The sequence below is a fragment of the Pseudomonas sp. PDM25 genome (genome assembly GCF_019219045.1).
Classification (GTDB): Bacteria; Pseudomonadota; Gammaproteobacteria; order Pseudomonadales; family Pseudomonadaceae; genus Aquipseudomonas.
This window is the reverse complement of the sequence record NZ_JAHUWL010000027.1, coordinates 19737-33714: the sequence shown is the minus strand read 5'-3', so window position 1 is coordinate 33714 and position 13978 is coordinate 19737. Positions and strand designations below refer to the sequence as shown.

General features: G+C 59.5%; 13 protein-coding genes. 9 read left to right on the top strand and 4 right to left on the bottom strand.

Translation table 11 applies throughout. The annotated features are described in order from the left end of the window. Positions 1–209 precede the first annotated feature (209 nt). Positions 210–1121: a LysR family transcriptional regulator gene (locus KW848_RS30330; RefSeq protein ID WP_074873261.1), complete on the bottom strand. Its 912-nt coding sequence runs from the start codon at positions 1119–1121 to the stop codon at positions 210–212. A gap of 174 nt (positions 1122–1295) precedes the next feature. Between KW848_RS30330 and KW848_RS30325 the strand changes: the two genes are divergently transcribed. From KW848_RS30325 to KW848_RS30285, 9 genes are all read left to right on the top strand, one after another. After that, positions 1296–2786, top strand: a complete 1491-nt coding sequence (locus tag KW848_RS30325; protein ID WP_008153370.1) for an aldehyde dehydrogenase family protein — start codon at positions 1296–1298, stop codon at positions 2784–2786. A 154-nt stretch (positions 2787–2940) separates the two neighbouring features. Further along, complete coding sequence (locus tag KW848_RS30320; protein ID WP_111449243.1) at positions 2941–4224, top strand: FAD-binding oxidoreductase; 1284 nt, start codon at positions 2941–2943, stop codon at positions 4222–4224. Positions 4225–4588: 364 nt separating this feature from the next. Beyond that, complete coding sequence (locus tag KW848_RS30315; RefSeq protein WP_111449242.1) at positions 4589–5722, top strand: branched-chain amino acid ABC transporter substrate-binding protein; 1134 nt, start codon at positions 4589–4591, stop codon at positions 5720–5722. A gap of 172 nt (positions 5723–5894) precedes the next feature. Then, positions 5895–6809, top strand: a complete 915-nt coding sequence (locus KW848_RS30310) for a branched-chain amino acid ABC transporter permease LivH (protein ID WP_111449241.1) — start codon at positions 5895–5897, stop codon at positions 6807–6809. A 3-nt stretch (positions 6810–6812) separates the two neighbouring features. Further along, complete coding sequence (gene livM, locus KW848_RS30305) at positions 6813–8096, top strand: high-affinity branched-chain amino acid ABC transporter permease LivM (RefSeq protein ID WP_111449240.1); 1284 nt, start codon at positions 6813–6815, stop codon at positions 8094–8096. Beyond that, positions 8093–8968 (top strand): ABC transporter ATP-binding protein, encoded by an 876-nt coding sequence (locus KW848_RS30300; protein WP_111449239.1) that lies wholly within the window; start codon positions 8093–8095, stop codon positions 8966–8968. Before livM ends, KW848_RS30300 begins: the two co-directional genes overlap by 4 nt. Then, positions 8965–9681 (top strand): ABC transporter ATP-binding protein, encoded by a 717-nt coding sequence (locus KW848_RS30295; protein ID WP_008153378.1) that lies wholly within the window; start codon positions 8965–8967, stop codon positions 9679–9681. Before KW848_RS30300 ends, KW848_RS30295 begins: the two co-directional genes overlap by 4 nt. Positions 9682–10021: 340 nt before the next feature. Continuing rightward, positions 10022–10390 carry a hypothetical protein gene (locus tag KW848_RS32055; protein WP_256365332.1) on the top strand — a complete coding sequence of 123 codons (369 nt, stop codon included), beginning with the start codon at positions 10022–10024 and terminating at the stop codon, positions 10388–10390. A 144-nt stretch (positions 10391–10534) separates the two neighbouring features. After that, entirely contained in the window at positions 10535–11302 is a 768-nt protein-coding gene (locus KW848_RS30285; protein ID WP_038978733.1) for an SDR family oxidoreductase, read from the top strand. 118 nt (positions 11303–11420) lie between these two features. On the opposite strand, the gene KW848_RS30280 is transcribed toward KW848_RS30285, so the two are convergent. The 3 genes from KW848_RS30280 to ureG all read right to left on the bottom strand — a co-directional run bounded on the left by KW848_RS30280 (position 11421) and on the right by ureG (position 13960). Continuing rightward, a complete protein-coding gene (locus KW848_RS30280; RefSeq protein WP_218539041.1) occupies positions 11421–12554 on the bottom strand; it encodes an AGE family epimerase/isomerase in 1134 nt (377 codons plus the stop codon). 184 nt (positions 12555–12738) lie between these two features. Beyond that, positions 12739–13311, bottom strand: coding sequence for a HupE/UreJ family protein (locus KW848_RS30275; RefSeq protein WP_218539040.1), 573 nt, complete (start codon positions 13309–13311; stop codon positions 12739–12741). Between the two features lie 34 nt (positions 13312–13345). After that, positions 13346–13960: an urease accessory protein UreG gene (gene ureG / locus KW848_RS30270; RefSeq protein WP_074873292.1), complete on the bottom strand. Its 615-nt coding sequence runs from the start codon at positions 13958–13960 to the stop codon at positions 13346–13348. Positions 13961–13978: the final 18 nt, after the last annotated feature.

The window sequence follows — 13978 nt, the reverse complement described above, 5'->3', positions numbered from 1 at the left end:
ATCGGCGCTTGGGTGAAAGGAGGAGGGGCGAAATCTCCCACGGTCTGTACTGCGTCAACAGTCGGAATCGAGCCTTGTCCCTCCTCCTCCCTTCAAGTCCTACCATACAAGCGAGCCTGCTCGCGAAAGCGGTCTTTCAGTCACATCTATGTTGAATGTGCCGCCGTCTTCGCGAGCAGGCTCGCTCCCACAGGTATTGTGGTGTAACCCTAAATTTGTGCTGTCTCCGGGCTATCAATCTGCTCCAGCATCCACTTCACAAAATCGCGCACCTTCGGCACTTCCGCCGAGTGCTCCGGATACGCCAGGTAATAGGCGTCGGTGCTGGGCATCGCGTGCTGCCAGGGTATGACCAGTTTGCCGTCGGCCAATTCCTCTTCCACCAAAAAACGCGGCAACAGCGCCACACCGCAGCCGACCTGGGCTGCGCGGATGCACATATAAAAGGTTTCGAAACGCGGGCCGTGGTAGCTGTGTTCGGTGTGGTAGCCCTGACTGTCGAACCAGTCGTGCCAGGCCTGGGGCCGGGAGGCGTTTTGCAGCAGGACCAGGTCGGTGAGTTGCGTAGGATCGGTGAACGGCGTGTCCGGCAGGCTGCCCGGTGCGCAGACCGGCACCAGTTCTTCGCCGAACAGCTTCAGGCATTCAGTGCCGGGTCGTGAGCCCTGGCCGAAATAAAACGCCAGGTCGCTGCGACCTTGCAACAGATCGTCGGCTTCCTGTTCGCTGCACAGGTCCAGGTGGATCGAGGGATGGCGCAGACGCCAGCCTTTCAGACGTGGCACCAGCCAGCGCGCACCGAAGGTCGGAGGCGTCGAGACGCGCAGGACTTCGGTTTCACCGCCGTAGGAGCGCAGGTAGTGGGTCGACATCTCAACCTGTGTGAGGATTTTTCTTACCTCCACCAGGTACAAGTCGCCGGCCGGGGTCATTTGCAGGCGTCGGCGCACCCGGCGGAACAACAGGTGCTGCAGCAATTCTTCGAGTTGCGCGACCTGTTTGCTCACAGCGCTCTGGGTCAGGTTCAGCTCTTCAGCCGCCCGGGTGAAGCTCAAATGCCGGGTGACGGCCTCAAAACACTGCAGCGCGGTGATCGACGGCAAGTAGCGTTTATTCAGCATGGGTTGTCCTTTTTCTTGTTTCTTTCTTACCAGCAATTCGCAGCATGAATAAACGGAATGATATCTCTCTTAAAGGTCGTTTGTTGGGTAACGTCGGGAGCGCTAAAACTACAGGCCTCACCAGCCGAATCAATCCGGCTGCACGTTTTCTGTTTTTTGCTTGAGGAGTGACCCATGGTTGCCGCATTGCTTGATCGTCTTGGTGTGAACCCGGCCCTGTACCAGAACGGCAAAGTGCCGGTGCATTCGCCGATCGATGGCAGCCAGATCGCCGCCGTGAACTGGGAAGGCGCCGCTGAAGTCGAGCAGCACATCAGTCGTGCAGATCATGCGTTCGAATTGTGGCGCAAGGTCCCGGCCCCGCGCCGTGGCGAACTGGTCCGCCAACTGGGCGATATCCTGCGCGAGTACAAGGCCGACCTCGGCGAGTTGGTGTCCTGGGAAGCCGGCAAGATCACTCAGGAAGGTCTGGGTGAAGTTCAGGAAATGATCGACATCTGCGATTTCGCCGTCGGCCTGTCCCGTCAGCTGTACGGTTTGACCATCGCTTCCGAGCGTCCTGGCCACCACATGCGCGAAACCTGGCACCCGCTGGGCGTCGTTGGCGTCATCAGCGCATTCAACTTCCCGGTCGCAGTCTGGGCCTGGAACACCGCGCTGGCGCTGGTCTGCGGCAACCCGGTGATCTGGAAACCGTCGGAGAAAACTCCACTGACCGCACTGGCCTGCCAGGCACTGTTCGACCGCGTACTGAAGAACTTCAGCGACGCGCCGCCGCACCTGAGTCAGGTGATTATCGGCGGTCGCGATGCCGGCGAAGCCCTGGTCGATGACCCTCGTGTCGCGCTGATCAGCGCCACCGGCAGCACCCGTATGGGCCGTGAAGTGGCGCCGAAAATCGCCGCACGTTTCGCTCGCAGCATTCTGGAGTTGGGCGGCAACAACGCAATGATCCTCGGCCCAAGCGCCGACCTGGACATGGCCGTACGAGCCATCCTGTTCAGCGCCGTCGGCACTGCCGGTCAGCGTTGCACCACGTTGCGTCGCCTGATTGCCCATGAATCGGTGAAAGAAGAAATCGTCACCCGCCTGAAAGCCGCGTACTCCAAAGTGCGTATCGGCAACCCTCTGGAAGGCAATCTGATCGGTCCACTGATCGACAAACACAGCTTCGAAAACATGCAGGACGCGCTTGAGCAGGCCTTGAGCGAAGGCGGCCGGGTGTTCGGCGGCAAGCGCCAACTGGAAGACAAATTCCCTAACGCTTATTACGTCTCGCCGGCCATCGTTGAAATGCCGGAGCAGAGCGATGTGGTTTGCCACGAAACCTTCGCGCCGATTCTGTACGTGGTCGGTTACAAGGACTTCGATGAAGCGCTGCGCCTGAACAACGCCGTGCCACAAGGCCTGTCGTCGTGCATCTTCACCACTGACGTGCGTGAAGCCGAGCAGTTCATGTCGGCGGTAGGCAGCGACTGCGGCATCGCCAACGTCAACATCGGCCCGAGCGGTGCGGAAATCGGCGGGGCGTTTGGCGGCGAGAAAGAAACGGGCGGCGGTCGTGAATCCGGTTCCGATGCATGGCGCGGCTACATGCGCCGTCAGACCAACACCGTGAACTATTCGCTGGAATTGCCGTTGGCTCAGGGCATTACCTTCGACTAAATCTCGAGTCGAACAGTGATCCCCTGTGGGAGCGGGCTTGCTCGCGAAATCGGTCTGTCAGTCACATTAATGTTGGATGTGCCGCCGCCTTCGCGAGCAAGCCCGCTCCCACACTTGAACTGTGTATCTGTTAGGTTTTTGTTGGAGTCTGGCAATGCCGTTACGCGAAGAGTGTCTGTGGGAAAAACTGACGCCGCAAAGGCCTGACAACACGGCGCTCAAGGGCGAAGTGACGGTCGATGTCTGCGTCATCGGCGCCGGTTTTACCGGTCTGTCGGCGGCGGTGCATCTGCTGGAAAAAGGCAAAAGCGTCTGTGTACTGGAAGCCCATCGCGCCGGTCATGGCGGATCGGGGCGCAACGTCGGGCTGGTCAATGCCGGGATGTGGATTCCACCGGACGAGATCGAAGCCGGTTTCGGCGAGGCGGTCGGCAGTCAGCTCAATCGCATGCTCGGTGCGGCACCGTCCCTGGTATTCAGCCTTGTGGATAAGTACAACATCGACTGCCAGCTGCGTCGCGAAGGCACGCTGCACATGGCGCACAACGCCCGTGGCGAAGCGGATTTGCGCAGTCGTGAAGAACAATGGAAACGTCGTGGCGCGCCGGTGGAACTGCTGACCGGTCAAGCCTGCGAACAAGCAACAGGCACCAAAAAGATCGCCGCTGCGCTGCTCGATCGACGTGCCGGCACGATCAATCCAATGGCTTATACGACGGGGCTGGCCAAAGCGGCCATCGGTCTGGGCGGTCAGTTGTTCGATCATTCCCCGGTGACCCGACTCGAACGTCAGGGCCAGCGCTGGTCGGTACAAACCGCTCAGGGTTCGGTGCTTGCCGAGCAAGTGGTGATTGCCTCCAACGCCTACACCGAAGGTGACTGGACGCAATTGCGGCGTAACTTCTTCCCCGGTTATTACTATCAAGTGGCGTCGGTCCCGCTGACCGAAGAGGCTGCGCAGCAAATTCTCCCGGGTGGCCAGGGTTCCTGGGACACCCGCCAGGTCCTCAGCAGTATTCGTCGCGATAAGGACGGCCGTCTGCTGCTCGGCAGTCTCGGTAATGGCAATCAGAAACCGACCTGGTTTCTCAAAGCCTGGGCCGACCGGGTTCAGCAGCACTATTTTCCTTATCTCAAACCGGTGGAATGGGAGTGCACCTGGACCGGTTGCATCGCCTTCACCCCCGATCATTTGATGCGTTTGTTCGAGCCAGCGCCCGGTTTAGTGGCAGTCACCGGTTACAACGGCCGGGGCGTCACGACTGGCACGGTGGTCGGTAAAGCCTTTGCCGATTATCTGTGTAACGGTAATCCTCAAGCGCTGCCGATTCCCTTTGCGCCCATGCAGCCATTGGCGGGTGTGGGATTGCGCAGCTGTCTGTACGAGGCCGGATTCTCGCTGTATCACGCAGGCCAGTGCCTGCGGATCGTTATTTGATTGTTGAAATTTGTTGCTGAAAGCGGCGCTTTTTCGCGCAGCGGCTAGCCTGTAAAAGGTGCGGGTTGTAGCAGTTGCGCACCAGCAGTGTGCACTTCGGTGACGCACGTTGTTACAGGCTGGTTGCACGTCGTTTGGCGCCGCGGTTGCAATGATGGCGCGCTCGGGTTGCGCCTTTAAAAATAAATGGTTTCACCTTCCGCGGTTTAGACGGTTGCACGCCCAATGAAAATGGGATCGAAACAGTCGAAATAACAATAAAGCAGCGACTTTTTTCAGAATAAAAAACCGATGGCACGGCCCTTGCTCTGAGCATTCAGGAAGTCGCAGTGCCAACTAAAAAAAAACCTTGGAGCACCACCTCATGTCCCAGACGTTTTACAAAAAAGGCTTTTTGGCCCTCGCAGTGGCAACTGCGTTGGGTGTTTCTGCGTTTGCACAGGCTGATGTGAAAATCGGTGTGGCGGGACCTATGACAGGCGCCAACGCGGCATTTGGCGAGCAGTACATGAAGGGTGCACAGGCTGCGGCCGATGCGGTCAACGCAGCGGGCGGCGTAAACGGGGAAAAAATCGTACTGGTCAAAGGCGATGACGCCTGCGAACCGAAACAGGCTGTGACGGTCGCCAAGGACCTGACCAACCAGAAAGTCGCTGGCGTAGTCGGTCACTTCTGCTCCTCCTCGACCATCCCGGCTTCGGAGATCTACGACGAAGCGGGCATCATCGCGATCACTCCAGGCTCCACCAACCCACAAGTTACCGAGCGCGGCCTGAGCGCCATGTTCCGTATGTGCGGTCGTGACGACCAGCAAGGCATCGTGGCCGGCGACTACATCGTCGACGTGCTCAAAGGCAAGAAAGTCGTGGTGCTGCACGACAAAGACACCTACGGCCAAGGTCTGGCGGACGCCACCAAGGCACAACTGGTCAAGCGCGGCGTAACGCCAGTGTTGTACGAAGGCCTGACCCGCGGCGAGAAAGACTTCAGCGCCGTGGTGACCAAGATCCGTGCGGCCGGTGCCGACGTGGTCTACTTCGGCGGCTTGCACCCGGAAGCCGGTCCACTGGTTCGCCAACTGCGTGAACAAGGCCTCAAAGACGTCAAGTTCATGTCCGATGACGGCATCGTGACCGACGAGCTGGTGACCACCGCCGGTGGCCCGCAAAACGTTGACGGCGTGTACATGACCTTCGGCGCCGACCCGCGCCTGCTGCCGGACAGCAAGACGGTAGTGGACGAGTTCCGCAAAAAAGGCACCGAGCCTGAAGGCTACACCTTGTACGCCTACGCTTCGGTTCAAACCCTGGCTGCAGCTTTCAACGGCGCCAAGTCCAACAAGGGCGAAGACGCTGCCGCGTGGCTGAAGAAGAACCCAGTCAAAACCGTCATGGGCGAGAAGACCTGGGACAGCAAAGGCGACCTGAAAGTCTCCGACTACGTGGTTTACCAGTGGGACAAGGACGGCAAATACCACCAGCTGGAAAAACAGAAGTGATATGAACTGCTGATCTGCCCGGGGCCTGGTGCACCGGGCAGATCAATCAACATGTCCGTGCAGTACCTGTCTTTTCTCGTAGAGCTGCACACAACCGTGTTGCGCCGGCGGCTGAACCCCGGTCCGTTGCAACCCGCTTCTGTGCAGTCTCTCAAATGCGTGAGATTGCGTTATGGATGGTATTTTCCTGCAGCAACTGGTCAACGGCCTGACCCTCGGGTCGGTCTATGGCCTGATCGCCATCGGCTACACAATGGTCTATGGCATCATCGGCATGATCAACTTCGCCCACGGCGAGGTTTACATGATTTCCGCTTACCTCGCGGCAATCAGTCTGGCTCTGCTGGCTTACTTCGGTATTGAATCCTTCCCTCTGCTGATGCTCGGCACCCTGGTCTTCACCATCATCGTCACGGCGGTGTATGGCTGGGTCATCGAGCGCGTCGCCTACAAACCGTTGCGCAACTCCACACGACTGGCACCGCTGATCAGCGCCATCGGTATTTCGCTGATCCTGCAAAACTATGCACAGATCGCCCAGGGCGCCCGTCAACAAGGCGTACCTACACTGCTGACCGGTGCATGGCGAGTTGAAGTCGGGAGCGGCTTCGTACAACTCACCTACACCAAGATCTTCATTCTGGTCGCCGCGTTTGTCGGGATGGGCCTGCTGACCTACGTCATCAAGTACACCAAGCTCGGCCGCATGTGCCGCGCGACCCAGCAAGACCGCAAGATGGCCTCGATTCTAGGGATCAACACCGATCGAGTGATTTCCTATGTGTTCATCATCGGTGCAGCAATGGCGGCCCTGGCCGGCGTGTTGATCACCATGAACTACGGCACGTTCGACTTCTACGCAGGCTTCGTCATCGGCATCAAGGCGTTCACCGCTGCGGTACTCGGCGGGATTGGCTCGCTGCCTGGCGCCATGCTCGGCGGGATCATTCTCGGGATCTCCGAGTCGCTGTTCTCAGGTCTGGTGAACTCGGACTACAAAGACGTTTTCAGCTTCTCGCTGCTCGTTCTCGTTCTGGTCTTTCGGCCCCAAGGCCTGCTCGGCCGTCCTCTTGTGTCGAAGGTGTAAGCGATGTCTTCAACCACTAAAAAAACCATTGATGTCAAAAGAAGCCTGGTTGACGCGATTCTTGCCGGCCTTGTCGCCCTGATTGTGTTCGGCCCGATTGTCGGCATTGTCCTTGACGGCTACGGCTTCAACCTGCAGCCGACGCGCGTGGCCTGGATCGTTGCGATTGTCATGGCCGGCCGCTTTGCCCTGAGCCTGTTCCTGCAATCCCCCAAGGGCCTGAAAATCCTCGAAGGCTTTGAAAGCACCGGCTCCGGGGTTCATGTACTGCCACCCGATTACAAAACCCGCCTGCGCTGGATCGTGCCGCTGGTGATTGTCATCGCCGTGGTGTTCCCGTTTTTCTCCAACTCCTACTTGCTGGGCGTGGTCATCCTCGGACTGATCTACGTGTTGCTGGGCCTGGGGTTGAACATTGTGGTCGGTCTGGCCGGTCTGCTCGACCTGGGTTACGTGGCGTTCTACGCCATCGGTGCCTACGGTTTGGCGCTCGGATATCAATATCTGGGGCTGGGCTTCTGGACGGTGCTGCCGCTGGCGGCGATCACTGCGGGCCTTGCCGGTTGCATCCTCGGTTTCCCGGTGCTGCGCCTGCACGGTGACTACCTGGCGATCGTGACCCTGGGATTCGGTGAAATCATCCGTCTGATTCTCAACAACTGGCTGTCGCTGACTGGCGGCCCAAATGGTATGCCGGCCCCGTTGCCGACGTTCTTCGGCCTCGAGTTCGGCAAAAGAGCAAAGGACGGCGGCGTACCTTTCCATGAGTTCTTTGGCATCGCCTACAACCCGGATGTGAAGTACTACTTCATCTATGCGGTGTTGTTCCTGGTGGTATTGGCCGTGCTGTACATCAAGCACCGCCTGACTCGCATGCCGGTCGGTCGCGCCTGGGAAGCCTTGCGTGAAGATGAAATCGCTTGCCGTTCCATGGGCCTGAACCATGTTTTGGTCAAGCTCTCGGCGTTCACCATCGGTGCATCGACGGCCGGTCTGGCGGGTGTGTTCTTCGCCACCTATCAAGGTTTCGTCAACCCGACCTCGTTCACCTTCTTCGAATCGGCATTGATCCTCGCCATCGTGGTACTCGGCGGCATGGGCTCGACCATCGGCGTGGTGATTGCGGCCTTCGTGCTGACCGTCGCCCCGGAACTGCTGCGGGGGTTCGCGGAATACCGCGTGCTGCTGTTCGGCGTCCTGATGGTGTTGATGATGATCTGGCGACCGCGCGGCCTGATTCGGATCAGCCGTACCGGTGTGACCCCGCGTAAAGGAGTAGCGCCATGAGCGAAGTCGTACTCTCGGTCGAGAAGCTGATGATGCACTTCGGCGGCATCAAGGCGTTGAACGATGTCAGCCTGAAGGTCAAGCGCAACTCGATCTTCGCCCTGATCGGCCCCAATGGCGCCGGCAAAACCACCGTGTTCAACTGCCTGACCGGGTTCTACAAGGCCTCGGGCGGCAAGATCGAACTCAACGTGCGTGGCGAGCGGACCGATGTCATCAAAATGCTGGGTGAACCGTTCAAGGCGACTGATTTTGTATCGCCGAAAAACTTCATCAGCCGGCTCCACTACAAGATGTTCGGCGGCACTCATCTGGTGAACCGTGCGGGCCTGGCGCGGACCTTCCAGAACATTCGCCTGTTCAAGGAAATGTCGGTGCTGGAAAACCTGCTGGTGGCCCAACACATGTGGGTCAACCGCAACATGCTGGCCGGCATCCTCAACACCAAGGGTTATCGCAAAGCCGAAAGCGATGCACTGGACCACGCGTTCTACTGGCTGGAAGTGGTGGACCTGGTGGACTGCGCCAACCGTCTGGCCGGTGAGCTGTCCTACGGTCAGCAACGCCGTCTGGAAATCGCCCGGGCCATGTGCACCCGGCCGCAGATCATCTGCCTCGACGAACCGGCCGCCGGCCTCAACCCTCAGGAAACCGAAGCGCTGAGCGCGATGATCCGGCTGCTGCGCGACGAGCACGATCTGACCGTGGTGCTGATCGAACACGACATGGGCATGGTAATGAGCATTTCCGACCACATCGTGGTGCTGGACCACGGCATCGTCATCGCCGAGGGCGGGCCTGATGCGATTCGTAACGATCCGAAAGTGATTGCGGCCTACCTGGGCGCCGATGAAGAGGAAGTGGTGCTATGAGCCAACCCATCCTCGAACTGAAGGATCTGGATGTGTTTTACGGGCCAATCCAGGCTCTGAAGAATGTCTCGCTGCACATCAATGAGGGGGAAACGGTCAGCCTGATCGGCTCCAACGGCGCCGGCAAATCGACCCTGCTGATGTCGATTTTCGGTCAGCCGCGGGCGGCGGACGGGCAGATCATCTATCAGGGTGTGGATATCACCCACAAGTCGTCCCACTACATCGCGTCCAACGGCATCGCTCAATCGCCGGAAGGCCGGCGGGTGTTCCCTGACATGACCGTCGAGGAAAACCTGCTGATGGGCACCATTCCTATCGGTGACAAGTACGCCAAGGAAGACATGCAACGCATGTTCGAGTTGTTCCCGCGACTCGAAGAGCGGCGCACCCAGAGGGCGATGACCATGTCCGGCGGCGAGCAGCAAATGCTCGCTATCGCACGTGCGTTGATGAGCCGGCCGAAACTGTTGTTGCTTGACGAGCCGAGCCTGGGTCTGGCGCCAATTGTGGTGAAACAGATCTTCGCAACCCTGCGGGAGCTGGCCAAAACCGGCATGACCATCTTCCTGGTGGAGCAGAACGCCAACCACGCCCTCAAACTGTCGGACCGGGCGTACGTGATGGTCAACGGCGAGATCCGCCTCACGGGCACCGGCAAGGAGCTGCTGGTCAACGAGGAAGTGCGTAACGCCTATCTCGGCGGCCACTGATTCTGCGTTGTTATGCACAAGCCCCGACGAGCAATCGCCGGGGCTTTTTTACATCTCCCAAACACCACAAATCAATGTGGGAGTGAGCCTGCTCGCGATAGCGATAGGTCAGTCAACGTTGAAGTGACTGATCCACCGCTATCGCGAGCAGGCTCACTCCCACAGGTATCTTCCACAGGTGTCTCTGTGTGCTTTCTGGAAATTGTGGAAAACAATATTCACAAGCTCTCAAAGCGCGACATAAAGCCGCTGCAAATAGTTGTTTTGTCACGGTTTTGACTTGTCCCCGTTTGCTGTGGAGCTGGCTGTGAATAACGTGGGAGTAGCTGGCTGAAAGCCTTTGAAACCGTGGCTTGCAGAGTTGTGGTTGTTTTTTGATCAGGCGTTTTTACAAGACCGCGAGCGGGCTTTGTCAACCTTTTTGTTGGTGACGAAAACGGGCAGAAACAGGGTGCAGCTGCCTGTGGATAAGTCTGTGGTTAAACTCTGGAAAGACTCGGCTGAAGGCCGTAGTTACTGGCTTGGCGCCATCGTCGGTATGACCGGTCAATCGTGCAAAATGCCATGGGCTACACACCCGGCGATCCAGGGTCAAGCAAAAAAATTTCCAATTTGCCCGCAAAGCCTTGTACACAGCGGCTTACAGCTTTTCCACTTGCCCCCGGAAACTGTGGACCGGCCTGTGGATAAGGTGCGCGCACATGGCTGAAAGCCACGGCAGGTAAGGCGTCGCAACGTTTGATCGTTTTTTGTACAGCTCGTACGGTAGTTGCCGCTGTGGGCAAGGCCGGGCATGCTGGCTGCTGATTTTCTATTCCAGTGGCTGTCGATCAGCCGAAGCAAGGAGAACACGATGTCCAACACCCTGTTTATTACCGGCGCGACCTCCGGTTTTGGTGAAGCCTGCGCCCGTCGTTTTGCCGAGGCCGGCTGGAAACTGGTGCTGACCGGTCGTCGTGAAGAGCGCCTCAATGCGCTGTGCGCCGAGTTGTCGAAGCAGACCGAGGTGCATGGCCTGGTGCTCGACGTGCGTGATCGCAAGGCCATGGAGGAGGCGATTGCCAACCTGCCGCCGTCCTTCGCCAAACTGCGCGGGCTGATCAACAACGCCGGGCTGGCCCTGGGCGTTGACCCGGCGCCCAAGTGCGACCTCGACGATTGGGACACCATGGTCGACACCAACATCAAAGGCCTGATGTACAGCACTCGTCTGTTGTTGCCCCGCCTGATCGCTCACGGTCGCGGTGCCGGCATCGTCAACCTTGGCTCCATCGCCGGCAATTACCCGTACCCGGGTAGCCATGTGTATGGCGCGAGCAAGGCATTCGTCAAACAGTTCTCCCTGAACCTGCGCTGCGACCTGCAAGGTACGGGTGTGCGGGTGAGCAATATCGAGCCGGGCCTGTGCGAAAGCGAGTTCTCACTGGTGCGTTTCGCCGGTGACCAGGAGCGTTACAACGCGACCTACGCCGGTGCCGAGCCGATCCAGCCGCAAGACATCGCCGAGACCATTTTCTGGGTGCTCAATGCCCCGGCTCACATCAACATCAACAGCCTGGAGCTGATGCCGGTGAGCCAGACGTGGAGTGGGTTTGCGATTGAGCGTAATGCCAAGGCTTAAGGCCGCGTAACGGCCATCGCGGGCAAGCCACGCTCCCACAGGTTTTATGTTGAATCGCCATTTCGCGAACGACACAACCCCTGTGGGAGCGGGCTTGCTCGCGAAGGCGATCGCCCAATCAGCGAAGATAGTCGGCCAGTCCGCGATAGCAGGTTGCCAAGTGATAAGGTGTGGTCGACGGCATGTCCCGACGTGTCACATCACCGTTCTCATCACGACACTCATACCAGCCACCCTTGTGCAGGGAATGCTGTTGCAGCGCCTGCAATTGGCGTAGCACCGCGGCCTCGCTGTCTGGCCGCAAGGTCAGGGCGCGCAGGTATTCAGCCTGCGCCCAGATTCGCTGTGTAGCGTCCCGAGGTGGGCTGTCCGGTTCCAGTTCGAGCATCGCCCGCACGGCGCCGGTCTGTTGATCGACACCCAGTTGTTCGGTGAACGCAAAAGCGCGTTCCAGAGAAGCATGCAGGGTCGAACCGCGCAGCAACGAAGACGACTCCAGCAGGAAATACCACTCGAACTGATGCCCCGGTTCAAACCAGTTATCCACAGCGCCCAACGGTTTTTCCATCAACACACTGTGTTGCGGGTCGATAAAACGCTTCTGCATGGCTGTGCATAACTCGACGAGCGCGTCTTGCACGGCGACGTCTTCGCGCACCGACAGCGTGGCGAGGAAAGCTTCGGCCAAGTGCATCAGGGGATTTTGCAGCGGCCCCGACTCAAGCGAAGACCAGTCACGGTCGAGGCTGGCTTCGTATAGGCCGTCGCCCGTGGCAAAGCGCTGCGCGACCACTTCCAGTGCGGCGTTGAGCACCGATGCCACCCGCGGCTCGCGGACCTTGTCCCAGTAATGGGCGCAGGCGAACAGGATGAAAGCGTGGGTGTAGAGGTCTTTGCGCTGATCCAGCGGTGCACCCTGGGGGTCGACGCTATAGAACCAGCCGCCATGCTCGGCATCGTGGAAATGCTGCTGCAGGGAGCGGAACAGCGCTGCGGCGCGCTCTTCGGCGGCCGGTACCTGGCCGATCAGGCTGGAAAACAGGTAAAGCTGCCGCGCGCAGGCCATCGCCCGGTAGCGTTGGGGCGGCAGCGGTTGGTGCTCGGCGTCCAGCGCTTCATAGGGCAGCGCCATGTCGGCATTCCAGCCGGGCCCTTGCCAGAGCGGCACGATCACGTCCAAAAAGTGCTGTTGCACCGAGGCAAACAGAGCGGTCAATTCAGGCTGGGGGGCGGAGCGGGAAACAGGCGGCATTGGCTGGCGTCGTCACGGCAGGGTTGATTGCGCGACATGTTAGCAGAGAGGTCGGCCAGAGAGATCGATCGTTCCCACGCTCTGCGTGGGAATGCAGCCCGGGACGCTCCGCGTCCCTTTCGAAGCGGACGCGGAGCGTCCAATGAGGCATTCCCACGCAGAGTGTGGGAACGATCATGGTCAGCTAGCCCGCCAGCAACCACACGCCAGTCGCCGCCGAGGCCGCACCCGCCAGTCGAACCAACGGCGCCGCCGCTTGCGGCAACACCCGCACTACGGCGTAACCCAATCCATGCAACGCAGCTGTCGCCGCTACAAACCCCGCTGCATACGCCCAAGGGCTCGACATCTGCGGCAACTCCAGTCCGTGCGCCACCCCATGGAACAGCGCAAACAAAGCGGTTGCCGCAACGGCGAGGCTCAACGGCGGACGCACGGCCAACGCCACCGCCAGACCCAGCGCCAGCACCGACGCCGCAATCGCGCTCTCCAGCGCCGGCAGGTTCAGCCCTTCAAACCCCAGCAACCCGCCGATCAGCATGAAGCCGACGAACGTGCACGGCAGCGCCCAGCGTGCAGCGCCTTTCTGTTGTGCCGCCCACAAACCGACCGCAACCATCGCCAACAAGTGATCGAGGCCACCGACCGGGTGGCTGATGCCGGCGATCAAACCGTTGTCGCCATGCCCCGGGTGGGCGAAGGCGATGGCCGGGGTCAGCAGCAGGGCCATGGCGCCCAGAATGCGTTTAAGTGTCATGGATAGCTTCCTTGTTGATAAAAATTGAGGGCGTTCACGCCGCTATCAGCAGGCCCTGGCGTTCGATGAAGGCAATGATTTCTTCCAGGCCGAGGCCGGTTTTCTGGTTGCTGAAAACGAACGGTTTGCCGTTGCGCATGCGCTTGGTGTCGCTGTCCATCAGTTCCAGCGATGCACCCACCAAGGGCGCGAGGTCGATTTTGTTGATCACCAGCAGATCCGATTTGCAGATCCCCGGCCCACCCTTGCGCGGCAGCTTGTCGCCGGCCGAGACATCGATCACGTAAATGGTCAGGTCGGACAGTTCCGGGCTGAAGGTGGCAGACAGGTTGTCGCCACCGGACTCCACAAGGATCAGGTCCAGCCCAGGAAAGCGGCGGTTCAGTTGGTCCACGGCTTCGAGGTTGATCGAGGCGTCTTCGCGGATTGCCGTGTGCGGGCAGCCGCCGGTTTCCACGCCGATGATGCGCTCTGGCGCCAGGGCTTCGTTGCGCACCAGAAAGTCGGCGTCTTCACGGGTGTAGATGTCGTTGGTGACCACCGCCAGGTTGTAGCGGTCGCGTAGCGCCAGGCACAGGGCCAAAGTCAACGCGGTTTTGCCGGAGCCGACCGGGCCGCCGATGCCGACGCGCAGAGGTTGTGTGTTCATGTGCTTCTCCAAAATAAC

What these genes read in the sequence shown, in the direction of transcription:
- KW848_RS30315 (WP_111449242.1), top strand. Translation starts at nt 4,589, where the DNA reads ATGTCCCAGACGTTTTACAAAAAAGGCTTTTTGGCCCTCGCAGTGGCA.
- KW848_RS30325 (WP_008153370.1), top strand. Translation starts at nt 1,296, where the DNA reads ATGGTTGCCGCATTGCTTGATCGTCTTGGTGTGAACCCGGCCCTGTAC.
- KW848_RS30320 (WP_111449243.1), top strand. Translation starts at nt 2,941, where the DNA reads ATGCCGTTACGCGAAGAGTGTCTGTGGGAAAAACTGACGCCGCAAAGG.
- KW848_RS30275 (WP_218539040.1), bottom strand. Translation starts at nt 13,311, where the DNA reads ATGACACTTAAACGCATTCTGGGCGCCATGGCCCTGCTGCTGACCCCG.
- ureG (WP_074873292.1), bottom strand. Translation starts at nt 13,960, where the DNA reads ATGAACACACAACCTCTGCGCGTCGGCATCGGCGGCCCGGTCGGCTCC.
- KW848_RS30310 (WP_111449241.1), top strand. Translation starts at nt 5,895, where the DNA reads ATGGATGGTATTTTCCTGCAGCAACTGGTCAACGGCCTGACCCTCGGG.
- livM (WP_111449240.1), top strand. Translation starts at nt 6,813, where the DNA reads ATGTCTTCAACCACTAAAAAAACCATTGATGTCAAAAGAAGCCTGGTT.
- KW848_RS30295 (WP_008153378.1), top strand. Translation starts at nt 8,965, where the DNA reads ATGAGCCAACCCATCCTCGAACTGAAGGATCTGGATGTGTTTTACGGG.
- KW848_RS30300 (WP_111449239.1), top strand. Translation starts at nt 8,093, where the DNA reads ATGAGCGAAGTCGTACTCTCGGTCGAGAAGCTGATGATGCACTTCGGC.
- KW848_RS30330 (WP_074873261.1), bottom strand. Translation starts at nt 1,121, where the DNA reads ATGCTGAATAAACGCTACTTGCCGTCGATCACCGCGCTGCAGTGTTTT.
- KW848_RS30280 (WP_218539041.1), bottom strand. Translation starts at nt 12,554, where the DNA reads ATGCCGCCTGTTTCCCGCTCCGCCCCCCAGCCTGAATTGACCGCTCTG.
- KW848_RS30285 (WP_038978733.1), top strand. Translation starts at nt 10,535, where the DNA reads ATGTCCAACACCCTGTTTATTACCGGCGCGACCTCCGGTTTTGGTGAA.